This window comes from Stenotrophomonas sp. CFBP 13724 (assembly GCF_014841975.1).
GTDB lineage: Bacteria > Pseudomonadota > Gammaproteobacteria > Xanthomonadales > Xanthomonadaceae > Stenotrophomonas > Stenotrophomonas lacuserhaii.
Genome location: NZ_JACYUW010000001.1, coordinates 438,454 through 461,664, shown reverse-complemented (window position 1 = coordinate 461,664; position 23,211 = coordinate 438,454). Strand labels below are relative to the sequence as shown.

General features: G+C 63.3%; 16 protein-coding genes and 1 pseudogene. 6 read left to right on the top strand and 11 right to left on the bottom strand.

Going from position 1 to position 23,211, the window contains the following annotated elements; all coding sequences use genetic code 11:
• Positions 1–122: 122 nt before the first annotated feature.
• Positions 123–1,286: pseudogene (locus IFT63_RS02005) on the top strand (IS3 family transposase).
• 553 nt (positions 1,287–1,839) lie between these two features.
• Here the strand turns inward: IFT63_RS02005 and IFT63_RS02000 are convergent.
• From IFT63_RS02000 to IFT63_RS01990, 3 genes are all read right to left on the bottom strand, one after another.
• Positions 1,840–2,400, bottom strand: coding sequence for a hypothetical protein (locus IFT63_RS02000; RefSeq protein ID WP_192083102.1), 561 nt, complete (start codon positions 2,398–2,400; stop codon positions 1,840–1,842).
• Positions 2,401–2,466: 66 nt separating this feature from the next.
• A complete protein-coding gene (locus IFT63_RS01995; RefSeq protein ID WP_192083101.1) occupies positions 2,467–3,225 on the bottom strand; it encodes a nucleotide-binding protein in 759 nt (252 codons plus the stop codon).
• Positions 3,226–4,203: 978 nt separating this feature from the next.
• Positions 4,204–4,788 (bottom strand): single-stranded DNA-binding protein, encoded by a 585-nt coding sequence (locus IFT63_RS01990; RefSeq protein WP_192083100.1) that lies wholly within the window; start codon positions 4,786–4,788, stop codon positions 4,204–4,206.
• A gap of 751 nt (positions 4,789–5,539) precedes the next feature.
• Between IFT63_RS01990 and IFT63_RS01985 the strand changes: the two genes are divergently transcribed.
• Complete coding sequence (locus IFT63_RS01985; RefSeq protein WP_192083099.1) at positions 5,540–6,583, top strand: LacI family DNA-binding transcriptional regulator; 1,044 nt, start codon at positions 5,540–5,542, stop codon at positions 6,581–6,583.
• Positions 6,584–6,679: 96 nt separating this feature from the next.
• On the opposite strand, the gene IFT63_RS01980 is transcribed toward IFT63_RS01985, so the two are convergent.
• The 6 genes from IFT63_RS01980 to IFT63_RS01955 form a co-directional block, all read right to left on the bottom strand.
• Positions 6,680–7,129, bottom strand: a complete 450-nt coding sequence (locus tag IFT63_RS01980) for a hypothetical protein (RefSeq protein ID WP_192083098.1) — start codon at positions 7,127–7,129, stop codon at positions 6,680–6,682.
• 407 nt (positions 7,130–7,536) lie between these two features.
• On the bottom strand, positions 7,537–7,824 hold the full coding sequence (locus IFT63_RS01975; protein WP_192083097.1) for a hypothetical protein: 288 nt from the start codon (positions 7,822–7,824) through the stop codon (positions 7,537–7,539).
• 85 nt (positions 7,825–7,909) lie between these two features.
• Positions 7,910–8,290 (bottom strand): SseB family protein, encoded by a 381-nt coding sequence (locus IFT63_RS01970; protein WP_192083096.1) that lies wholly within the window; start codon positions 8,288–8,290, stop codon positions 7,910–7,912.
• 235 nt (positions 8,291–8,525) lie between these two features.
• Positions 8,526–10,244, bottom strand: a complete 1,719-nt coding sequence (locus IFT63_RS01965) for an alpha-amylase family glycosyl hydrolase (RefSeq protein WP_192083095.1) — start codon at positions 10,242–10,244, stop codon at positions 8,526–8,528.
• Complete coding sequence (locus tag IFT63_RS01960) at positions 10,244–11,743, bottom strand: MFS transporter (protein WP_192083094.1); 1,500 nt, start codon at positions 11,741–11,743, stop codon at positions 10,244–10,246. Before IFT63_RS01960 ends, IFT63_RS01965 begins: the two co-directional genes overlap by 1 nt.
• Positions 11,740–13,956, bottom strand: coding sequence for a Six-hairpin glycosidase-like protein (locus IFT63_RS01955; protein ID WP_192083093.1), 2,217 nt, complete (start codon positions 13,954–13,956; stop codon positions 11,740–11,742). Before IFT63_RS01955 ends, IFT63_RS01960 begins: the two co-directional genes overlap by 4 nt.
• A gap of 318 nt (positions 13,957–14,274) precedes the next feature.
• Here IFT63_RS01955 and IFT63_RS01950 point away from each other — a divergent pair, with 318 nt between their 5' ends.
• The 3 genes from IFT63_RS01950 (at position 14,275) to IFT63_RS01940 (ending at position 19,688) form a co-directional block, all read left to right on the top strand.
• Positions 14,275–16,269, top strand: coding sequence for a glycoside hydrolase family 97 protein (locus IFT63_RS01950; RefSeq protein ID WP_249404379.1), 1,995 nt, complete (start codon positions 14,275–14,277; stop codon positions 16,267–16,269).
• A 189-nt stretch (positions 16,270–16,458) separates the two neighbouring features.
• Positions 16,459–19,224, top strand: coding sequence for a TonB-dependent receptor (locus IFT63_RS01945; RefSeq protein ID WP_192083091.1), 2,766 nt, complete (start codon positions 16,459–16,461; stop codon positions 19,222–19,224).
• Between the two features lie 164 nt (positions 19,225–19,388).
• Positions 19,389–19,688, top strand: a complete 300-nt coding sequence (locus IFT63_RS01940) for a hypothetical protein (protein ID WP_192083090.1) — start codon at positions 19,389–19,391, stop codon at positions 19,686–19,688.
• Between the two features lie 104 nt (positions 19,689–19,792).
• Here IFT63_RS01940 and IFT63_RS01935 read toward each other — a convergent pair whose 3' ends face one another.
• Both IFT63_RS01935 and IFT63_RS01930 read right to left on the bottom strand, forming a co-directional pair.
• The gene (locus IFT63_RS01935; RefSeq protein ID WP_192083089.1) at positions 19,793–20,110 is read right to left on the bottom strand and encodes a hypothetical protein; all 318 of its coding nucleotides are present in this window, start codon (positions 20,108–20,110) and stop codon (positions 19,793–19,795) included.
• 216 nt (positions 20,111–20,326) lie between these two features.
• On the bottom strand, positions 20,327–21,943 hold the full coding sequence (locus IFT63_RS01930) for an alpha-glucosidase family protein (RefSeq protein WP_192083088.1): 1,617 nt from the start codon (positions 21,941–21,943) through the stop codon (positions 20,327–20,329).
• Positions 21,944–22,170: 227 nt separating this feature from the next.
• Here IFT63_RS01930 and IFT63_RS01925 point away from each other — a divergent pair, with 227 nt between their 5' ends.
• The gene (locus IFT63_RS01925) at positions 22,171–23,169 is read left to right on the top strand and encodes a polyprenyl synthetase family protein (protein ID WP_042612709.1); all 999 of its coding nucleotides are present in this window, start codon (positions 22,171–22,173) and stop codon (positions 23,167–23,169) included.
• Positions 23,170–23,211: the final 42 nt, after the last annotated feature.

The following is a 23,211-nucleotide window of genomic DNA, read 5'->3' as shown; positions in this document are numbered from 1 at the left end:
TGCATATCATTCTGCTGCCCTCACCGGGCCCGCCGCCGCCATGAGCATGAAGCACTATCTGGACCGGCCAGGATTTCGTAGACATCTCAGAGCCATAATCAATGGAAGCGAGAGAGGTGTCTATGGCGAGCAAGCAGTACACGGATGAGTCCAAGGCCGAAGCGGTCAAGCAGGTTACCCAAAGGGGCTTTGCTGTAGCCGAGGTTGCCAAGTGGCTGGGGGTCCCATCCCACAGCCTTTACCAATGGCTCCGCAAGGCCAGAGCGAGGCCTTGGCGTCCGATTTCAGGGGGCAGGTTCAATGTTGCCCACGCCCAAGGACTCAGCCGAGGTGCGTCGGTTGAAGGCCGAGGTGAAACGTCTGACTGAAGAGCGCGACATCCTAAAAAAAGCCGCGGCGTACTTCGCCAAGGGGTGACGGCGAAGTACGCTTTCATGCGTGAGCACTTGGGCGAGTTCAGGCTGACGGCCATGTGTCGAGTGCTTGGGGTTAACCGCAGTGGCTACTACGCATGGGCGGGCAATTCGGGCAGGCCGCGTCGTCGTGAGGATGATCGTTTGCGCGGCCTTATCAAGCACGCCTGGCTGGCAAGCGGAACGGTATACGGCTACCGCAAGATCACCCGGGAACTTCGTGAGGCCGGTGAACGTTGCAGCCGCCATCGTGTTGGACGTCTGATGAAGGCAGAGGGCATAAGGGCAGAAATTGGCTACGGCACCAAGCCACGCCACCGAGGCGGTCCGCGTGGGATGGTTGAGAACGTCGTCAATCGCGACTTCTCGCCCGCTGCACCAAACAAGGTATGGGTCACCGACATCACGTACATCCGAACCTACGAAGGCTGGATTTTCCTGGCAGTGATCGTCGACCTTTACTCACGGCAAGTGGTTGGCTGGGCGATGCAGTCCCAGATGACCACCGACCTTGTGCTACAGGCACTGGTATCGGCGGTGTGGAAGCGAAAGCCTGCTGCTGGCTAGATCATCCACTCTGACCAAGGCAGCCAGTTCACGAGCAGCGACTGGCTATCGTTGCTGAAGCAGCATGGCATGCTTCCAAGCATGAGCCGACGCGGAAACTGCCATGACAATGCGGTGGCTGAGAGCTTTTTCAGCGCACTGAAGAAGGAGCGGATCAAGCGGCGGATCTACCCGACCCGGGACGAGGCACGCTCGGATGTATTCAATTACATCGAGATGTTCTACAACCCAGTTCGCCGGCATGGTTTCGCTGGCAATCTAGCCCCTGTAGAGTTTGAGCGGCGCTACGCGCAAAGTGGCTCATGAATGTCTACGGAAGTCTGGCCGGTCCAGATCTCGGCCCGGGCAACTGGAAATGCGTTGATCTTTTGGCAGATAGCAAACCTATCGACGGATCGCCTCAGAGGCGTGTAGCAGGTTCTCAAGTGGACGTCCGCTTCCGCCAAAAGCGGACATTAAACGCTTGAATTAAGCCGTGATGCGAAGCGGAAATGACTCGAATTAATTGTTAGACCGCAAGCTAATCACCTTGGGCCCCATATCTGCCACCCCACTAGAACAGCGTTAACCGCGGTGACTGCGAGGATGACCCAAGTGAGGGCACGCATTGTGCGGGTTAGCTCTAGCATGCGAGCGCTTTCCCTAGTCATTTGCCTCCGGACGATCTCGTCACGGTAGAAGCCTGTTCCTACGACAGTGTTGTGCGCAGCGGCGTCGTAACGAGCGATCAACTCGTCTTCCGATAGCGACTGCAACTCAGCATGTTTTGGAATGTAGCCCATGAACTTCCTTCTGCGGCCTAACGCTTGAATTAAGCCGATCCGCGAAGCGGGTTCGGCTTGTTTTAATTGCTAGGCACTCACGCGACGTGAATGCCGTCAGTTGAGGCAGTACTTAGAACATGATCCAGATAGATGTCAATTGAGACGCACCATGCGGTAGCATCAAGCTCAAGATGCCAAGGTTTGCTCGCCTTCTCGCCGAAGAGATTTACCGCTCCCGACCAATGTGTATAGGCGCTGTTGGTTTTACGATTACGGGTCACCCAGCCAAGCTCCACCCGCGTCGCGTGAATTATCTTGTTGCAAGACTCTCTCACACTTAGTTTGAATTCTCCCAAGTGCACTTTGCCCAGCGGGATATCCTCTAGCGCATACTTGTCCGCTCTTTCGAAGACTGACGGACGAATATGACCCGACATAGAGTCTTGGAGGATTCTTACTTTGGCCGCAATCTCGATCATGTAGCCGCTCACGATTGGCTTTATCTGGTGCGCATAGTCTTTCCAGTCGTCGTGTCCATATGGATACGAGCCCTGACAAAGACCAACGTTACGGCAGTATTCGCGGCTAGCTGCCTGTAGTTGCTGGAGGACAAATAGTTTCTCGCTTGCGCCTGCGAAGTCGAAGCTATGTGTCATGAGTGCCTAACACCTGAGTTAGCCCTGCCGCAGAGCGGCATCGGCTTGAAAAAATTGTTATACCCCTCAGCTTGAGGCGCGGGTTATTGCATCAGGACTGAGCACGAACCCTGCCGCACGTAGACGATCAGCAAGTTTGGGAACGACCTCTTTTACGTGATCATTGAAGGGAATGTAGAGGATTCCCTGCGCATCCGATGGGACCTCAAGATGGCCGCGCTTGAGAATGGCCACGTTGGGGCGACCAACCGCTGAGATGAGCATGCCTGTCTCAAGAACGACATTTTGTCGCGCCCTAGGTTGCACAGCCTCCGAGCCATCTGCTTTTGAATACCCCATGTCGTCTGGCGTCATCAGGACAATGCCAAAGCGCGCTTGATTGTTTCTTGGACCGATCTCGGCTTCCAGTGCTTCAATAATTGTGAGGCCACCGCCGCCGGTGTTGGCTAGGACAAATGGATCAAGTCCGAGCTTGTGCAAGACCAGCTCCAATTGCTCACGCGCCGCAACGTCATGGCCGTGAACCAGGAACACTTTCTTGTTAGCAGTTGCGGGATTGGCAGGCGCCTCTGGTTCACCAACATGCTCAGGAACCGTTGGACTTGCTGGTGCTCCGGTATAGGACGCCCACGCACTCTGTATCTTCTCCCGCTGTTCACGAATCCCCTGGAAAACAAGTGTGCCCTTTGATGGGTACCAGTTGACGATGGCGCCCTCGGAGGTGCGAACTTGATGCCCGTGCTCTTGATCTAGGACCTGATCAACCGAGAATCCGCATCCTTTGATTGTTGTGAGCAAGTCTTCTAGCGAGCCCGTGTGCTTCATACCGAGAATTTCTCCAGAGGAATGCAACACCTAACTTAACCCGCTCCGCGAAGCGGCGTCGGCTTGGAGAAGTTGTTAGGCCGCAGCTTCATGCAACAAGTTTTCTGCTGTCTGAGCAAGCATCAGTGCTTCTTGGAAAGCCCGGTGCTCGGGATCTTGGGCTAGAACTGACTCGGCCTTATCGCTTTCATTGCCTGACAAGAGCCTGGAGCCCAGTGGCTGTCTTTGGGAGAGCCAAGCTCTGCCGGTGTCTAGGACAGCGACACACTTCCGCCATATATCGCGCTTGAGGTCGGCAGCAGGGCCGGATTCGGTTGCATCTGGATACAAGATAACTGTGTCGTTAGTGTACGACGTGGGCGGCGTGATGATCTGCTCGAGGCGTTCGAGAACAGATTCTAAGGACTGCGAAATAACCAACTCCTGCGGCAAAACCGCCTAATAGCTGGACCCCTGGGTCCGGTTGCACGCATTATCCACAGCGCACCGCAAGATGCGCTACCCCTGATACGCCTCAATCATAGGGCTGCTCGGTCCGGCTAACAAGCAGACGCATAACCGGATCGACGAAACCAAACTTAGCAGCAATGAAAGTCCGCTTCGGGTCGCATGACGCCCTGCGGCCAGAAGCAGCCACTGACGCGTAAATGCGAACCGGGCCGGCGACATCCTTTCGATACACCATTTCCGACCCTTCAGTCGTCTGTCGCACGGGCTCGGGTCGCTGCAGCGGAACTCAGGGCGCATAAGCTTCCCGGCTAAAGCGCGTCCGTACGCGAGCCCCTCTGCAGGCACGCGCACTCTCATGTAGTCGCTACCCCTACCCAACGCACGTCTTACGCCCACGGATTGGACAGCTGCCCGACACATGCTGAGCCCCATACCGCCCACACGAATCGGCGAGGCCCCACAAAAAAGAGGAGCCCCACGAATGGGGCTCCTCTTGGATCTCTCTCGACAATTACCGTCAGGAGTGGATCAGAACGGAATATCGTCGTCAGCGAAGTCGTCCATCGGCGGCGCCTGCTGCGGCTGCTGCTGCTGGGGACGCTGCTGGCCGTAGCCGCCGCCCTGACCACCCTGGCCGCCTTGGCGCTGACCGCCGCCGCCGCCACTACCACCACCGCCGTATTCCTGGCGAGGGGCCTGCTGGCGCTGCGGACGATCGCCGCCGTAGTTGCCACCGGCGCCTGCACCTGCACCTGCACCGCCGCCACCGCCGCCTTCACCGCGACCGCCGAGCATCTGCATTTCATCGGCAATGATGTCGGTGGAATACTTTTCCACACCATCCTGGCCGGTGTACTTGTCATAACGCAGGCTGCCTTCGACGTATACCGAGCTGCCCTTGCGCAGGTATTCACCGGCGATTTCGCCGAGCTTGCCGAAGAACACCACGCGGTGCCATTCAGTACGCTCCTGCTGGTTTCCATCCTTGTCCTTGCGGACGCTGGTGGTGGCCAGGCTGATACGGGTGATGGCCATGCCGCCCTGGGTGTACTTCACGTCCGGGTCGTTGCCGAGGTTGCCGACCAGGATGACTTTGTTGATGCCACGCGCCATAGGAGTGTTCTTCCGTTGTCCGGGGACGGTCCGGGCGGGCCTTGGGGGCGCCTGCGCGGGATCGCCCCAGTGAATTGGGGGGATTGCAGAACGCCCCATGTTACCACCGGACGGGCGTTGGACTCAGGCGGGATTGGGTCTTGCGGGGTCGGGTTCTGCCTGTGTGGGGGCCGGGCGAGCGGGGTTTGGCGGTATGGGGTTTCCGGGGCCGGTGGGGATGTTGGCCTGCGGGGGGACCCCGCCGAGCGTGGCTCGGCGCTACCGGTGTACGGGGGCGGCGAGGATGTTGGCCTGCGGTGGGATTCCGCCGAGCGTGGCTCGGCGCTACCGGGTCATGGGGGCGGCGGGGTCGTGCGGGCGGCTGGGGCCGGATGGCGCCGAGCCATGCTCGGCGGCGCGGACCTTCCGATTGCAGCTTTGCCCATAGCCGCCCGGGGCCGTCCCGCGCAGGATGACGGGGCTGGTCCAGCGGGGCCAGCGGGGATCACAGTCCCCACTTGAGCAACACCCCCCGCGCTTTGCCCATGCTTGGCGTCAGGGCAGAGAATGCATCGCCCCGTCGGTTCCATGGCGGGCGGTGCGCGGGGATCTTCGGATCCGCCGGATCATTGGGGGTTATGCTCAGCCGGTACTGTGACCCGCACCGTCCGCCACCTCGTGCCTCGGCGCAGGTGGCCTTCCGGCGTGGCTCAAACCAGCGACCCGCGACAGCCCGTGGCATCATGAAGGCCGTCACCCCAGCGCCGCGTTCATGACCATCAAAGGCAAAGCCACGTCCCTGGACATCGCCCACCTGGCCGGGGTTTCCCAGCCCACGGTGTCGCGCGCCCTGCGTGGCAGCCCGATGGTCAATGCCGAAACCCGCGAGCGCATCATCGCCATCGCCCGCGAACTGAACTACAAGGTCGACAAGAACGCCTCCAGCCTGCGCCTGCGCAATGCCGGCACGCTGGCGCTGCTGTTCTTCGAAGACCCCACCACCGACGATTCGCTGATCAATCCGTTCTTCCACGCGATGCTGGGCTCGATCACCCGCGCCTGCGCCCTGCACGGCCGCGACCTGCTGGTGTCGTTCCAGCAGCTGTCCACCGATTGGCATACCGATTACGAAGACAGCAACAAGGCCGATGGCATCATCCTGCTCGGCTATGGCGACTACCACGAATCGCTGACCCGCCTGCAGCGGCTGGTCGAGCAAGGCACGCATTTCGTGCGCTGGGGCGCCGCCCTGCCCGGCCAGCCCGGCGTGTCGATCGGCAGCGACAACTACCAGGGCGGCTTTGACATCACCGCCCACCTACTGGACCAGGGTTGCACCCGCATCGCCTTCCTCGGCCATGCCTCCAGCCACTATCCGGAGTTCCAGGAGCGTTACCGCGGGCACGTGGCCGCACTGGAAGCGCGCGGCCTGGCGGCCGATCCGCAGCTGCAGGTGGACGCCATCACCACCGAGGAATACGGGCAGACCGCCTGCGAACTGCTGCTGACACGTGGCGTGCCCTTCGATGCCATCTGCGCGGCCAGTGACCTGATCGCCATCGGCGCGCTGCGCGCCCTGCGCGAACACGGCCTGCGCGTGCCGCAGGATGTGCGCGTCACCGGGTTTGATGACATTCCGCTGGCGGCTTCGGTATCGCCGCCGCTGACCACCGTGGCGCAGGACACCAAGCAGGCTGGCCAGCTTCTGGTGGAGAAACTACTTGCGCTGGTGGCCGGCGAAACTGCCGAAGGAATGAGCATCCCCGTGAAACTGGTGCTGCGCGAATCATCGCAGCAACGTGACCGTCCCACTTGATTTTCCGTTAACGCGACTTCTGGCGAGAGTTCTCGAATCAATAAACTTCAAACTATGTACAACCAAACCAGCCTACAAGATTGAACAAAGGTCTGCTCAACTCTTGACGCGAATCCGAAGATATGCGGGAACGGGCATTTCATCGCTCGCGCCAAGTATCCCACGAACATCGGAGCGCAGTGAGTTCACCAAAAGAGTGGCATCAACACGCTGATTATCTTGGATCTGACTCACATAATCATTGGCAAGCTCAGCCTGCTCTTTGGTACCAAACAAATGAATTATAGCAATCGCGTCTTCAACGGATGCGACGTGATCTACATCCTTGCCCGATGCACCCTTACCTAAGAGCACGCCATCAATGCCGGTCCTCACCAGTGCCTTGTAAGACGCAACCAGTGCTTCAAGGCGAATAGCCCGTTTGGCAGCAGCTATCTCCCTTAAGCTTGTAAAGTAATGAACAATCAGCCAGCCAGAACAGGCAACCACTACACCAAACAATATTTTGGCAAACTCCAGCCAACTAGTTTCGGCAATAATATTCACACTTTCGCACTCCCCTATTGAGCATCGCTCTACGCACGATCAAGCTACTACCCTGCAGCAGGGCGGTCACATTTTTCAACGTAAACAGTCAGCAGCTTCAGCAGCTCGCCGCGCAACTTCACGTGCATCTCCAAGAGCACACTCGTTGTGTGTTGGTTGTAGCACGGGATCAGACTTGCACCGTAGGGCAAGCATACGATCTGATCGTCACCCCCGAACCTTACTGATTGAAGCTGAGTTATCGCGTCACTCGAAATGTGCGCACCCTCAGAAAGCTCTCCGTACCAAGGCTTGATCTCATCCTCCAATGGACCGATGTGCGGCGCCCTGGACTCATTTCGCGTTCCCCTGGCAATGTGGCTCAACTGTGCAATCCCTTCGTACTCCTGGCGAATCAAACAGATTGCCTAAAGGTAAAGTCCGCGCAGGGCAAGCTGTAGGATCGGCCCGGAAGCCATATTGATCACTGAAAACACAGCTTCCCACTGAGAACTCACTTCATCGACACGGATCGCGTTGACCACGCCGCCACCACTGATCTCGGGGGTGGTGAATTGGTTACGAATTTCATCGATCTTGGACTCGAGTGCATGCGCCAAGTGAGCCAACTGCTCAATACAGATAGCGTGTTCACGACGCGCCACGAGCTCGATTCGATCCGAACTATTGAGAATCGCGGCATCCAGATTTGTCATATACAAAAGACTTCTCCCTAAATTTGAGGACTAGAAGCAATCAGGTATGGCTGCAAGCTGTATGTACCTGTCCTGCACACAGCAGCTACGCGAAATCCTTCAGGATCTCGCCCACACCCGCCGGCGAAATCTCAAAGCCCAGCGTGGTGCCGGGATTGATCACCACGCCGTAGCCGCCCGGCACGCGGCGCAGCACGTCGAGCATCAGCCAGCGGATCTGGTGCGGGGCCTGTTCGGCATGGAAGCCGACGCGTGCCGGATCGGTGAACACGGCGACGTGCAGCACGCCCTGTTTGTCGAACAACAGCGGATCGAAACCGCTGCCGTCGGGGGTGACCAGGCTGCCGGTGAGCAGCACCACCTCGGAGGCCACGAAGGCCTGCATGAAGGCCTTGATCGGCAGTTGGCCGGCCATGGCGGTCTGCAGCAGGGTTTCGATCGGGGTCTGGGGCGGGAGGTCGGTCATGGCGGGTGGAGCACGGCGGGCGGAAGCGTGATTGTACCCGCGGTAGTGAGGGCCGCTGGAGGGCTGTGGTGGGTCTCCCACGGGAGCGGAGCATGCTGGCGCGCTGTGGTGGGTGACGACCGTTGGTCGTCACGCTCTTGATTCAAAGACAACAGCGTGACGACCAACGGTCGTCACCCACCGAAGCAGGGTCACCCACCAACGGTCGTCACCCACCGACACCGGTGCGGGATGGTCAGGGGGTGGTGAGTCTGCGGGTGCGCGCGTGCTGGTCGGACATGGCGCGGTCGAGTTCGGCACGCAGGGCGTCCTGTTGCACGGGGGCATCCAGTACGAACACCTTGATGCCATGCGCGGGGACATCGGTTTGAAGGGTGCCGGAGACTTCCACGCTCCCGCCGTCCAGGGCGTCGCGCCAGGTGCCGGGCTGCACGTAGCGTGTCACCTCCATGCGCGCCTTCGTGTCCCCCTTGTTCAACAGCACCAGCGCGGTCTGCTTGACGCCGTCGAACTGCAGCACGCGGAAGAACACCGCTTCGTTGCCCTGCAGACGCTCGTTGACCTGCAGCCCGCGCTGCAGTGCCGGGGTCGTCTCGCGCAGTTTCGCCACGCGCTGCAGCGGCCCGAAGATCGGACTCTGCGCTGCGGCATCCACGCGCTGCTGGCCGAAGTACGCACGATTGCCGGCGTGTTCGGCGCGGCCGCGCATGAAGCCGGTTTCCGATCCGTAGTACAGCACCGGGATGCCGCGCGCGGTGAACAGCCAGTTGTTCGCATCGATGAAGCCGGTATCGCTGGCATCCAGCCGCGGCATGTCGTGGTTGTCGTAGAAACTCATCAGCTCGTACGGGTTGGCGTACGGTCCGCCCAGCAGGTGCAGCGGCTCGGCCAGTGTTTCGAAGCCCTTCTGCTTCAGCCCGAAAGTTTCTTCCATCGCCCCGCGCGAGGGGAAATCCAGCACGCTGACATTGGCGTTCGCCGGCCAGGTGTGCTCGGCGATCTTCGCCGCGTCGTAGTCGAACGCTTCGCCGAACATGAACATGCCCGGATGCTCGGCACGCACGCGGCGCACGAACTCATTCCACCACGGGTGCGGCAGCCAGCCGATGGTATCGATGCGCAGCGCATCCACGCCCTGCGCGGTCCATTGCAGGTAGGCGCCGATCAGGTAATCCATCACCGCCGGGTTCTGTTCGTTGAAGTCGCCGAGCTCGGCCAGGTTGCCATCGAAGATCGAGCCCTTCGACGAGTCCACCGGGCCGATGGTGTTGTAGAACGCGTGCAGCGGGTTGTGCTTCGGGTCCAGCTGCTGCGGCGCCAGGTTCTCATGGTCGGCGATCAGCGTGCCGTCCTTGTCGAAGATCTGCCCGAACTGCGGCTGGCGCGCCGGCATGGTCCACGAAGGCGAGCCGTGGTTGCCGACGATGTCCAGCACCACCTTCAGCTTGGCTGCGTGCAGGCCCTTGGTGAAGTCGGCGAACTGCAGGCCGGCACTGGGCAGGTGTTCGTCCACCTTGTAGAAATTGGTGCCCCAGTACCCGTGGTAACCGGTCTTGCCGCGGTCGGTCAGGGTGCTAGTGCAGCTGATCTCCTTGCTGCCGGTGAACGCCTGGTCCGGGTTGTCGACGATGGGGGTGATCCACACCGCGCCGAAGCCCAGGTTGCGGATGTAGTCCGCGTTGTCCAGCACGCCCTTGAAGTCACCGCCGAGGTAGCCGATGTTGCCATCCACCTTGTCCGGGCACGGTACCGGGATGTCGAACGTGCGGTGCTTGCCGCCCTGGTCGCGATGGTCGTTGGACGGGTCACCATTGACGAACCGGTCGGTGACCACGAAGTACACCGCATCACTGGCGAACGGTTCGGTGGTGCCCACGTACTCCGGGCGCGGGGCGGCCAGCACCTGGCCAGCGAACAGGGCGAAACCTACAGCAACAGACAAACGCACACGCATCACACCACCTCCGGACGGGACGGAACACGCAGCACGCACAGGCCGGCCACGAGCAGGCTGCAGCCGCCCAGTACCAGCACCTGCATCGGCTGGCCGCCCAGCCATGCGCGCAGGGCAAAGCCAAGCGCGCTGGCGGCCACCAGCTGCGGGATCACGATGAAGAAATTGAAGATGCCCATGTACACGCCCATCTTCGCCGCCGGCACGCTGTCCGACAGCAGGGCATAAGGCAGTGACAGGATGGACGCCCAGGCAAAGCCCACGCCCACCATCGATAGCAGCAGCCAGTGCGGATCGTCGATGAACATCATCGACACCAGCCCTGCCCCGCCCAGCCACAGGTTGACCAGGTGGCTCCAGCGCAGACCGATGGCGCGCACCATCAGCGGGATCAGCAATGCGGCCAGCGCGGCGAAGCCGTTGTACGCGCCGAACAGCACGCCGACCCAGTTGGCGCCTTCGTTGTAGGCGGCCGACTGTGGATCGCTGGAACCGAAGTGGGTGCCGGCCACCGCGGCGGTGGTGTAGATCCACATCGCGAACAACGCGAACCAGGAAAAGAACTGCACCCACGCCAGCCGCCGCATGGTGCCCGGCATGTTGCGCAGGTCATCGACGATGGTGGCCAGCATGTGCGTGCCGGGCAGCACACGGGCCACGCCCAGCAGGATGCCGTAGGCCGCACACAGGCCGGCCAGCACATACAGCATCTTGTCCCCGCCCTGCCAAGCGATCAGTGCCGCCAGCACGACTCCCACCAGCAGCCACAGCACGATCTGCGCCCACGGCGGCACGCCGCGCGCGGCCACCGCGTGGGCGTGTGGCGGCTCGGCATCGGCGAAGGCGGCCAGCTCGGTCGGCGAGTATTCGCGCGTGCTCAGCACGGTCCAGGTGATCGCCGCCAGCAGCACCACCGCGCCGAAGTAGAACGCATAGCGCACGGTGTCCGGCACTTCACCCGGCGCTGCGGTGTTGGCCACGCCGAAGTGGGCCAGGATGAAGGGCAGGAAGCTGGCCACGATGGCGCCCACGCCGATGAAGAAGCTCTGCATGGCAAAGCCGGTCGGCCGCTGGCGCGGCGCCAGCTGGTCGCCGACGAAGGCACGGAACGGCTCCATCGATACGTTGATGGACGCATCCAGCACCCACAGCGTGCCCGCCGCGATCCACAGCGTGGGCGAGTTCGGCATCACCAGCAGGGCCAGCGTGGTCAACACCGCGCCGATCATGAAGAACGGGCGGCGACGTCCCCAGCGCGTCCAGGTGCGGTCGGACAGGTAGCCTACAATCGGCTGCACCAGCAGGCCGGTCAGCGGTGCGGCGATCCACAGACCGGGCACCGCGTCCATTGGCGCGCCCAAGGTTTCGAAGATGCGGCTGGCGTTGGCGTTCTGCAGCGCGAAGCCGAACTGGATGCCGAGGAAACCGAAGCACATGTTCCAGATCTGCCAGAACGACAGCTGCGGTTTGTCAGGCCGGCTGACAGCGGGACGGCTCATGGGCGATCCCCTGCGAGCGGGGCGATGGGTGCCAGCAGCAGCGCCTTGACGTCTGCCGTGTTGAGCACGCCCGCGCGGCCGCCCTTGCCGCCGGTGTAGTGGGCGAAGTGCTGAAGCGCGCTCATGTTGAAGCCCTCTTGCAGCTGGAACGTGCACGCGCTGGCAGGCAGGTCGAACTCGGCCGCGGTGGATTCCTGCACCGCCACGCTGTGCGGCATCACCATCGTATGCGTCTGTACGGGCTGGCCGGCGCAGCTTACCGCGAGCTGCTTCACCGCAGCGGTGACCCCGGTGTTGATCGGGCCGTTGGGGTTGTTGAACTGCAGCCGCACGCGCACGCGACCGGCCGCGGGTTGCGTCCACGACCAGCGCTGCGCACCGGGCAGGCGCTGCTGCGGGCCGATGCAGGTGGTCGGGCTGTGCAGCGATTCCAGCGCGTTTTCGCGATAGGTCAGGCTGAGGCAGTGCTGCAGGCCGTCATCCGCCATGCGGGCCACGCCATCGTGCACGTCAACGGCTGCACCATCGCGCCACAGCACGTGCTGGGCCGGCACCCTGATGGTCCACGCTTTGCCGTCCTGCTTGGCCGAAGGCGCGGCAGGCGTCGCGGGTGCATAGGCGGCCGCATCAACGGCAGTACGTGCCCTCTGGGCACGCACCACACGCTGCGGAGAAGTCGCCGCGGGCACCAGCTGCACCGTCGTGGTGTCACCGTCGCGCTGTACTTTTCCGGCCACCAGCAGCTCACCCTGCAGCACGTCAGGCTTAAGCAGCACATAGCGCTTGCCCTCCATCTGCAGCGTGATGCGGTCACGCGTACCGAACAGTTCCGGCACCAGCGCGACCGGCAGCTTCGGCTGCACTCGGCCGTCGGTTTCCATGCCGAACACGCCCTGCAGCACCATGTCCAGGTAGCCGGCGACCGACCACAGCTGGCGTTCGGAGTTCACCACCGGCCCACTCAACTTACCTTCGTCGACGTGGATCTTCTGCGTCAGCAGCTCGTAGTTTTCCATGTTCGAACCGGCCAACGCAGCACCGCGCATCAGCGACTGCACTTCGCCGGTGATGCGCGGCGCATCGTCCAGCAGGCGCGCGGCGCGCAGCGAATACGCACTGACGAACGGCCAGATCGCGCGGTTGTGGTAGACCGGCTGGTTGCCTTCCTGCGGCCACACCACCGGGCTGCCGGCCGCACTCGCCGGATACGCAGCCAGCGCGCGGCGTGCACGCTCGGTCGGCAGCACGCCGGCCAACACACCCAGCGACGTCGCCAGCAGATCGTACTTGGCGTAGGGCACCGGGTGCGCGGCTTCGCCGATGTAGCTCATGTACTGGCCGGCATCTTCGCGCCAGAAGCGCGCATCGATCCGCAGCCCCAGCGCATCGGCCCAGGCTTTGTACTGCGCCGCGCGCGTGGCATCGCCGTGCTGATCCGCCAACTGCTCGCCAAGCCGAAGGGCCTGGTAGTGCAGCACGTTGGTGGACAGCGCGAAGGAATCGCCGATGAAGCGCACGTCCTCGCGGGTCCAGTCCGGATAGGTCTGCTCGCGCCAGTCCAGGAACGAGGTCTCGCCCCGGTACAGTCCGGTGGCCGCGTCGAACACCATCGCCCGGTCCTGCGCCAGCGTGCCCTGCAGCGCCTGCCAGACCTGATCGGCGAAGGCGGTGTCGTCCAGCAGGTGGCGCGCGGCGAGGAACCACACGATGCGATCGCTGCTGATCGGCCAGCTGCCACCGGAGCCGGTGTCCTGCGCCACGAACAGGCCGGAGGTATGGCCATCGCGTGCTTCGGACAGCTTGAACTGCAGCGACTGTCGGGTGCGCTGCGGATCCAGCCGTGCCAGCGCCAGGTCGGCGGCGAAGCTGACATCGCGCGTCCAGACATACGGCCAGTTGGCACCGGTTTTGAAGCACTCGCACGGCACCGGGCGGCCCTCGTCGAAGGAGGGATCGCGGATCGCCTCCACGCGGTCCTGGTCCAGTTCCTGCTGCGCAAGCGCGAACAGGGCATCGAACATCGGGCTGGCGGTATCGCTGCGCATCGGCTGCGCGGCAATGCGCAGCTGCCGATCCGGCGTGTGCAGCACGAAGCCGCCACCGGCCACGGATTCGGCGCGCGCCGTGCGGCCAGCGAATTCCAGGTCGGCGGCATGCGCGGCCGAACCCAGCGTCGTCGCGATGGCGACGGTCAGGCAGATCATCTTCAGCATCGAAGCGGACGACCGGCTTGCGCCTGTCACCCTCCCTCCCTCTTTGCATGTTGTAGGTCCCTGCCTGCCAAGCGGCCGGCGGGGGCGCAACGCCTCCCTCAAGGCATCGTGCGGACATGGTAGACGGCAGGCGCCGGAGGCGGTCTGCCTGCATACGTATTCATGGCCTGTCGGGTCAGGCGGCCGTACCGGCTGGGCTATGGTCGGCGCAGTTCCTGCATCACCCTGGGAGGGGAAATGTCGCTGTTTTCATTGTTGCTGCGTGGGCACAGCAGGCCGTGGCTGGGCCTGGCCCTGCTGTTGGCCAGCCCGGTCCTGATGGCTGCCACCACCCCCTCGGCCAGTGTCGAATCGCCGGGGAAGATCCTGAAAGTGACGCTGCAGGTGGACGGCGGGACGGCCCGCTACCAGGTGGAGCGACTGGGCGATGCGGTGGTGGACGCATCCAAGCTGGGCTTCGAACTGCGCGATGGCCGGCTGGACCGCGATTTTGAAATCACCGGCAGCAGCACCCGTGCCTTCGATGAAACCTGGGAACAGCCGTGGGGCGAACGCCGACTGACCCGCAACCACTACAACGAGCTGACCGTTTCCCTGCGCCAGACCACCGGCGACAAACGCCGGCTGGACGTGGTGTTCCGGGTGTTCGATGACGGCGTGGGCTTTCGCTACGTGTTTCCGCAGCAGCCGGGACTGGCCGAGGCGATCATCGACGAGGAGCTGACCGAGTTCGCCATCGCCCAGCCGTCCACGGCCTGGTGGATCCCGGCCGGCGAGCCGATCCATTATGAATACCTCTATGCGCGCACACCGCTGCAGGAGGTGCCGCTGGCACATACCCCGATCACCCTGCGCAGCGACGCCGGGCTGCACGTGGCCATCCACGAAGCTGCGCTGGTGGACTATGCCGGCATGTGGCTGCGCCGCACCGAAGGCCAGCGCCTGCGCGCGCAGTTGTCACCGTCCGTCGATGGCTGGAAGGTCCGCCGTGCCCTGCCCTTCAGCACGCCGTGGCGCACGCTGCAGATCGCCGACCGCGCGGGTGGACTGGTCGAATCGGACCTGATCCTCAACCTCAACGAACCCAATGCGCTGGGCGATGTCAGCTGGGTCAAGCCATCGAAGTATCTCGGGGTGTGGTGGTCGATGCACCTGGACGAGGAAAGCTGGGCCACCGGCCGGCGCCACGCCGCCACCACCGCCAAGACGAAGAAGGTGATTGATTTCGCCGCCGCCAACGGCTTCCGTGGCGTGCTGGTGGAAGGCTGGAATCCCGGCTGGGACGGCAACTGGGTCGGCAACGGCTACGACTTCGACTTCACCCGCGCGACGCCGGATTTCGATATCGAGGCGCTGTCCGCGTACGGTGCGAAGAAGGGCGTGCACCTGGTGGGCCACCATGAAACCGGCTGCGCCATCGACCATTACGAGGACCAGCTGGGCGCGGCACTCGATCTGTATGCGCGCCTGGGCGTGGATTCGTTCAAGACCGGCTACGTCTGCGATGACGGCCAGGTGGACCGACGCAACCCGGCCGGTGGCCCGCTGTTGCGCGAATGGCATGACGGCCAGTTCATGGCCCGCCACCACCTGAAGGTGGTACAGGAAGCGGCCGCACGCAGGCTCGCGGTCAACCCGCACGAACCGATCAAGGACACCGGCCTGCGCCGCACCTATCCGAACTGGATATCGCGCGAAGGCGCACGCGGCATGGAGTACAACGCGTGGGGCCAGCCGCCCAATCCGCCCGAGCACGAGGTCAACCTGGTGTTCACCCGGATGCTGTCCGGGCCGATGGATTACACCCCCGGGGTGCTGTCGTTGAAGGGCCGCCATGGGCAGGCCATTCCCAGCACGCTGGCCCGCCAGTTGGCGCTGTACGTGGTGCTGTACAGCCCGATCCAGATGGCCGCCGACCTGCCCGAGCATTATCAGCAGCACCTGGACGCCTTCCAGTTCATCAAGGACGTGGCGGTAGACTGGGAACAGACCCGGGTGCTGGATGGCGAGGTCGGCGACTTCGTCACCATCGTCCGCCGCGACCGCAATAGCCGCGACTGGTTCCTGGGCAGCATCACCGATGAGCACGGCCGCGTGCTGCCGGTATCACTGGGCTTCCTGGAACCGGGCGTGCGCTACACGGCGGAGATCTACCGCGATGGCGACGGCGCGGATTTCCGCACCAATCCTTTTGCCTTCGCGCGCGAGACCCGCGAGGTCACCAGCTCCGACCAGCTCACCCTGATCCTCGGCCCCGGCGGCGGCCAGGCCATCCGCTTCAAAAAGGGGACGGAGGGAATTAATTCAAATTAATTCCCTCCGTCCCCTTTTTGTAATCGCTTACACCGCATGTCGTTGCATTGAATACGTATGCAGGCTGATTCCAGCGCGCGGCGCGCTGCATACCATAGCGTCGCAGTCAGCGGCCACCGTGCCGCGACCCGTATCGGCAGTGCCGGCGCGGACCACAACTAGATTCGGCAACATTGCCTGGGAGGGGAAATGTCGAACCACAAGCGCAACGCGCTGTCATTGGCGCTGGCCGTCGCACTGTCACCGGTACTCGCATTCGCGCAGTCCACCACGTCCACCACCGCCACCGGCCAGACCGGTTCTGCGGCGACCAACCTGGATGCGGTGCAGGTCACCGGCATCCGCCGCGGCATCGAGAACGCCATCGCGGTGAAGCAGGACGCCACCTCGGTGGTGGAAGTCATTTCCGCTGAAGATATCGGCAAACTGCCCGACGTCAGCATCGCCGAATCGCTCGCGCGCCTGCCCGGCCTGGCCGCCCAGCGCGTGGCAGGCCGCGCCCAGGTGATCAGCGTGCGCGGCCTGTCGCCGGACTTCGCCACCACCCTGCTCAATGGCCGCGAAGTGGTCAGCACCGGTGACAACCGCAGCGTCGAGTTCGACCAGTATCCGTCCGAACTGGTCAACGGCGTGACCGTGTACAAGACTCCTGACGCGGCCCTGGTCGGCCAGGGCTTGTCGGGCACCATCGACATGCAGACCGCCCGTCCGCTGAGCTTCCCGGACCGCGTGATCGCGGTCAGCGGCCGCTACCAGAAGAGTTCGCTCGGCGAAGCCGCTGGCGTGGACGAGTTCGGCAACCGCTTCAGCGCCAGCTACATCGACCAGTTCCTGGACAAGACGCTGGGCATTGCCATTGGTTACGCGCACAGCGACAACCCGATCCAGGAAAACCAGGTCGGTCTGTACGAGCCGTGGACCACCGAACACACCGACAACGGCAACCGGCCGGGGCTAGCCCCGGGCGTTGCCTTCAGCGATGGCATCAAGGCGCTGCGCCGCACCGGCAACAACAAGCGCGACGGCGTGATGGCCACCGTGCAGTTCCGGCCGTCCAACAGCTGGACCAGCACCCTGGATGCCTTCCATACCGAAGCCGAGCAGATCGACACTGCCAACCAGTTCGAGGTCAACCTCAGCAACTTCAACGGTGGCTACACGCCGGGCCTGCTGATCAGCAATCCGCAGGTGAATGCCGATGGCACCTTCGCCGGCGGCACCGCCAGCGGTGTCTACCCGCTGGTGCGTGGCATGTACAACAAGCGCGAAGACAAGATCGATGCGTTCGGCTGGAACAACGAGTTCACCTTCGGCAACGGCGTCAAGCTGGTGGCCGACGTGAATTACTCCAAGGCCACCCGCGATGAGCTGAACCTGGAAAACAACCTGCAGCTGACCCCGATGCCGCAGCTGGATACCATCGGCCTGGTGGTCAACCCGAACGGTTTCTCGCAGATCGCCCCGGGGCTGGACTACTCCAATCCCGATGCGCTGTTCCTGACCAACACCATCTACGGCTCCGGCTACGGCAAGGTGCCCACGGTGGAAGACCGCCTGAAGGGCGCGCGCGTGGCACTCACCCTGCCGGCGCCGGAAGGCCTTTCGTCGGTGTTCGCCGACTTCGACATCGGCGTCAACTACGCCGACCGCCAGAAGGACAAGACCCAGGCCGAGGGCAACATCCTGCTCGGTGCACAGGGCGATGCGAACATCGCCGCCGACCTGCAGCGTGACCGGGTCAACCTGGGCTTCGCCGGCATCGGCTACATCCCGGCCTGGAACGTGCCGGCCGCCGTCGAGCGCTACATGGAGTTCAACCCGGTCACCGATCTGGACTACCTGATTCCCAAGTCGTGGACGGTGCAGGAGAAGATCACCACCGCGTGGCTGCGCGCCAACATCAACACCGACATCGGCGTGGTCGGCGTACGCGGCAATATCGGCGTGCAGATGCAGCATGCCGACCAGAGCTCGCAGTCCAACTACTTCGACCGCTCGCGTCCGGACGGCCAGAACGTGCTGCCGATCGACGCCGGCAAGACCTACAACGACTGGCTGCCGAGCTTGAACCTGGCCTTCATGTTCCCGCACCAGCAGACCCTGCGCTTCGCCGCGGCCAAGCAGGTGGCGCGCCCACGCGTGGACCAGATGCGTGCCGGCCTGGAGTTCGGCGTGGACACCGCCACCGGGCGTCCGGGCGGCAGCGGCGGCAACCCGCTGCTGGATCCGTGGCGTGCCACCGCGCTCGACCTGTCCTACGAAAAGTACTTCGGTGAACGCGCCTATGTGGCGGCCGCGGTGTTCTACAAGGACCTGAAGAGCTACGTGTACACCCAGTCGGTGGACGACTACGACTTCTCCGACCTGCTGGCCAGCTACGTGCCGCCGCCGGGCATGGTGGCACCGGTGCTGCAGACCGGCACGTTCTCTTCGCCGCAGAACGGCAAGGGCGGCACCCTGCGCGGCCTGGAACTGACCGCTTCGCTGCCGCTGGACATGTTCACCGATGCCCTGCGTGGTTTCGGCGTGCAGGCCAGCGCGACCTTCAACGACAGCGACATCGAGATCCTGGATCCGGAAAGCGCCTCCAGCGTGGGCAGCGATCCGATCGCCCTGCCCGGCCTGTCCGACCGCGTGTACAACTTCACCGCCTACTTCGAACGCAATGGGTTTGAAGCACGCGTGAGCCAGCGCCGTCGTTCGGACTTCATCGGTGAAATCGGCAACTTCAACGGCAACCGCACGCTGCGCTACGTGGTGGGCGAGAACGTGACCGACGCGCAGGTGAGCTACACCTTCAGCGACAGCAGCGCCATGGCTGGCCTGACCCTGCTGCTGCAGGGCACCAACCTGACCAACGAACCGTACCGCACCTATGCCGGGACGACGGATCGTCCGCTGGAATACGTGGAATGGGGCCGCACCTACATGCTGGGGCTGAACTACAAGTTCTGACCCTGCCTCCGCGGGACTGAACGGAATGGCGCCCTCATGGGGCGCCATTTTCGTTTCCGGCGTGTGGCAAACATCCGTCGTGCCCGGTTCACCGGGTCGCTCAGCCAGGGCAGCCAGCTACCAGCTTGCCATCCTTGTTGCAGACCCTGTAAACACGGTCTCCCTTGAATACGCCGAACGTTTCGTTGAAGCTCCCGTTGTCGCGCCTGCAGCTTGCCCACAAGTTGCAATGGTTGACGTTGGCTTCAGCCTTGTGCAGCGTGCAGGTTGCGGCGGCGGGGGATCGGCTGAAGGCATCGGCGCACGCTGCATCCTGGTCCGGCCCCCTGTTCGAGCCCGTGTTTCCGGCGGTCGTACCGAAGGCTGCAGCGAGCAACGTACACATCGCCAAGGCTGTCGTTGAGTGGATCTTCATGTCGCTTCCGTTCTGTGGCAGGAGCCTGGAATTTGCCATTCCGGTCTGACGCTGTCCTTCAGGAGAATGCGCTTCGAGCCCAGGAGTTCGACGCAAGAAGGGCGCAACTCACCGGCCGCGCCCTTCAACCAGCACTACCGGCGCAGCAGGCAGTCAGCAGTTGGCGCCCAGTTCACCGTTGCAGTTCTGGAGTATCCGCACCGTTTCCACATTGGTGTACATCTTCTGCTTGTTTTCCGATCCATCCGATCGCTTGCATACTGCCTCCAGGAAGCAGGAGCTTTCACCGTAGGCATTGGTTCTCAACAAGGTGCACCCTTGGCTTGCGGCGGGTGATTGGTTGAAAGCGGCAAAGCACTCCGCATCGCTCCCCCGAGGGGCGCCGATGCCTCCCATCGGGGCGGCCGAGGCACTGGCGGAGGCCAGGACAGCGCCCAACATTGCACAACAGATCAGCACGCTTCGTTTCATGTTTCTGTCTTCCAGGAAAGGTGCGGGGGAGGCTCATGATCCTGCTGCATGGCGGCGTGGTCTTTAAGGAACACTGCAAAGTCCCGATGCAATTCGCACCCGAATTCGTGCCTTCGTTTCATCTTTCTTATGCATCAACCCGGCCGCCCATGAACAAAAAAAGGGGCGCAGCTCCTCGGCCGCGCCCCTTCAACTACCACCAACGGAGAAAAACAATCAGTCGATGCGACGTGCGCAGTACACCGCGTGCGCGGGAAGCACCATGTCCACGCCATCGATCGCGCCCGCATCCGGACCCGGCACCTCCACCGCCCGCCACGCCCCTGCGGGCAGCGGGTGGCGTACCGGCTGGGAGGACAGATTGAAGGCCAACAGCAGCCGTTCTTCGCCCAGCGTGCGTTCGAACAGCAGCACCGGCTCGGCACTGTCCAGGAACCGGATGGCACCATGCATCAGCACCGGCTGCGTGCGTCGCCAGCCCAGGAAGCGGCGGAAAGCAGACAGCACCGAATCCGGCTGGGCTTCCTGCACGGCGACTGCGCGCGACTGATGGTCGGCCGGGATCGGCAACCACGGCGTGCCTGTGGTGAAACCGGCCAGCGGCGCATCGCGCCACGGCAACGGGGTGCGGCAGCCGTCGCGGCCCTTGAAGTTCGGCCAGAAGGTGATGCCGTAGGGGTCCTGCAGCGCCTCGAACGGGACATCCGCCTCGCCCAGGCCGAGCTCCTCGCCCTGGTACAGGCAGATGGAGCCGCGCAGCGAACAGAGCATCGCCACCAGCATCCGTGCCAGGCGCGGATCGGCCGGATGCCCGCCCCAGCGGGTCACCGCGCGCTCCACGTCATGGTTGGAGATGGCCCAGCACGGCCAGCCCTCGGTCATCGCCGTTTCCAGCCGCGATACCGTATCGCGGATATAGGCCGCGCTGTAGTCATCCACCAGCAGCTCGAAGCTGTACCCCATGTGCAGGCGCTTGGCGGTGGTGTATTCGGCGGTGGTGGCCAGTGAATCCTCCGAGGAGATTTCACCCAGGCTGACCGCCCCCGGATACTGGTCGAGCAGCGCACGCAGTTCCTCCAGGAACGGCAGGTTCTCCGGCTGGGTATTGTTGAAATAGTGGTACTGGTAGGCGTACGGATTGTCCGGACTGAAACCACGCCCGACGCGCTTGTCCGCCGGCTTCGGCGGATTGTCACGCAGCTGGCGGTCATGGAAGCAGAAATTGATCGCATCCAGTCGGAATCCATCCACCCCGCGATCCAGCCAGAACCGCACGTTGTCCAGCGTGGCTTTCTGCACCGCCGGATTATGGAAATTCAGGTCCGGCTGGTCGGCCAGGAAGTTGTGCAGGAAGTACTGCTCGCGCCGCGGCTCCCACTGCCACGCCACGCCACCGAACAGTGACATCCAGTTGTTCGGCGCGGTGCCGTCCTCGCGCGGGTCGGCCCACACATACCAGTCCGCCTTCGGATTGGTGCGGTCCTGGCGGCTCTCGCGGAACCAGTCGTGCTCGATCGAGGTATGGCTCAGCACCTGGTCGATCATCACCTTCAGGCCCAGCGCATGCGCCTTGGCCAGCAGCCGGTCGAAATCGTCCAGGGTGCCGAACAGCGGATCCACGTCGCGGTAATCGGCGATGTCATAGCCGAAGTCGGCCATCGGCGATTTGAAGAACGGCGAGATCCAGATCGCGTCCACGCCGAGCGCGGCGATGTAGTCCAGGCGGTCGATGATGCCGGGCAGGTCGCCGACTCCATCGCCGTTGGCATCGAGGAAACTGCGCGGGTAGATCTGGTAGATGACGGCGCCGCGCCACCATGGCGTATTGGACATCAGGCCCCCCTCCGGGCTCTGTTGGCCCCTGCGGAAACACGGGCCGGAATGCAGCGATGGAAGCTTAGCCTCGGGCCCTGCGGCGTGGAGCTGCCTGCATACGTATTCACGGCGACCGGTGCCTTCAACGGTCCATCGGGCGGCCACCAGCGCCCTGTCCGGGCCCGGATGCGCCCGAATTCACGGCCAGCGCCTATAATCGGCGGCGAGCCTTGAAGCCAGACCGCATGACCATCATCGAAGACACCCGTGCCGCCCTGGGCCTGCCCCAGATCCAGACGCTTGCCGCCGACGACATGGCGGCCGTCGATGCCCTGATCCGGCGCCGGCTTGCTTCGGACGTGGTGCTGATCAACCAGATCGCCGACCACATCATTTCCGCCGGCGGCAAGCGCCTGCGTCCGATGCTGGTGATGCTGGCCGGCCGCGCGGTCGGTGGCGCCGGCCCGGAACACCACCAGCTGGCGGCGATCATCGAGTTCATCCACACCTCCACGCTGCTGCATGATGACGTGGTGGACGAATCCAGCCTGCGCCGTGGTCGCAGCACCGCCAACGCACTGTGGGGCAACGCGCCCAGCGTGCTGGTGGGTGATTTCCTGTATTCGCGCAGCTTCCAGTTGATGGTGGAACTTGATCGGATGCCGGTCATGCGGATCCTGGCCGACACCACCAACCGCATCGCCGAAGGCGAAGTGCTGCAGTTGCTGCACGTGCATAACCCCGATACCGACGAAGCCGCCTACCTGCGCGTGATCGAGCGCAAGACCGCGGTGCTGTTCGCCGCCGGCACCCGCTTGGGCGCGCTGGCCAGCGGGGTGGACGAGGCCACCCAGCAGGCGTTGTACGACTACGGCATGGCGCTGGGTTATGCGTTCCAGATCGCCGATGACGTGCTGGATTACTCGGCCAACGCCGAAGAACTGGGCAAGAACCTGGGCGATGACCTGGCCGAAGGCAAGGCCACCCTGCCGCTCATCCACGCCATGGCCCATTCGGACGAGGCAACCCGCCAGCGCCTGCGCAGCATCGTGCAGGACGGTGACGCCAGCGCGATGCCCGAGGTGCTGGCGGCGATCCACGCCACCGGCGGGCTGGCCTACAGCCGCAACCGCGCCGAGGAATACGCCGCAGCTGCCGAGCGTGCACTGGACGGCCTGGCCGACAACGATGCGGTAGCCGCCCTGCGCGGCCTGGCCCGCTACGCCGTCAGCCGCAGCCACTGACGTTCAAAAAAGGGGACGGAGGGGATTAAATCGCAATTGGCC

Bases quoted from the DNA above. Each gene is read 5' to 3' on its own strand.
- IFT63_RS02000 (WP_192083102.1), bottom strand. From the start codon at position 2,400: ATGACACATAGCTTCGACTTCGCAGGCGCAAGCGAGAAACTATTTGTC.
- IFT63_RS01995 (WP_192083101.1), bottom strand. From the start codon at position 3,225: ATGAAGCACACGGGCTCGCTAGAAGACTTGCTCACAACAATCAAAGGA.
- IFT63_RS01990 (WP_192083100.1), bottom strand. From the start codon at position 4,788: ATGGCGCGTGGCATCAACAAAGTCATCCTGGTCGGCAACCTCGGCAAC.
- IFT63_RS01985 (WP_192083099.1), top strand. From the start codon at position 5,540: ATGACCATCAAAGGCAAAGCCACGTCCCTGGACATCGCCCACCTGGCC.
- IFT63_RS01975 (WP_192083097.1), bottom strand. From the start codon at position 7,824: ATGACAAATCTGGATGCCGCGATTCTCAATAGTTCGGATCGAATCGAG.
- IFT63_RS01970 (WP_192083096.1), bottom strand. From the start codon at position 8,290: ATGACCGACCTCCCGCCCCAGACCCCGATCGAAACCCTGCTGCAGACC.
- IFT63_RS01965 (WP_192083095.1), bottom strand. From the start codon at position 10,244: ATGCGTGTGCGTTTGTCTGTTGCTGTAGGTTTCGCCCTGTTCGCTGGC.
- IFT63_RS01960 (WP_192083094.1), bottom strand. From the start codon at position 11,743: ATGAGCCGTCCCGCTGTCAGCCGGCCTGACAAACCGCAGCTGTCGTTC.
- IFT63_RS01955 (WP_192083093.1), bottom strand. From the start codon at position 13,956: ATGCTGAAGATGATCTGCCTGACCGTCGCCATCGCGACGACGCTGGGT.
- IFT63_RS01950 (WP_249404379.1), top strand. From the start codon at position 14,275: ATGGCTGCCACCACCCCCTCGGCCAGTGTCGAATCGCCGGGGAAGATC.
- IFT63_RS01945 (WP_192083091.1), top strand. From the start codon at position 16,459: ATGTCGAACCACAAGCGCAACGCGCTGTCATTGGCGCTGGCCGTCGCA.
- IFT63_RS01935 (WP_192083089.1), bottom strand. From the start codon at position 20,110: ATGAAACGAAGCGTGCTGATCTGTTGTGCAATGTTGGGCGCTGTCCTG.
- IFT63_RS01930 (WP_192083088.1), bottom strand. From the start codon at position 21,943: ATGTCCAATACGCCATGGTGGCGCGGCGCCGTCATCTACCAGATCTAC.
- IFT63_RS01925 (WP_042612709.1), top strand. From the start codon at position 22,171: ATGACCATCATCGAAGACACCCGTGCCGCCCTGGGCCTGCCCCAGATC.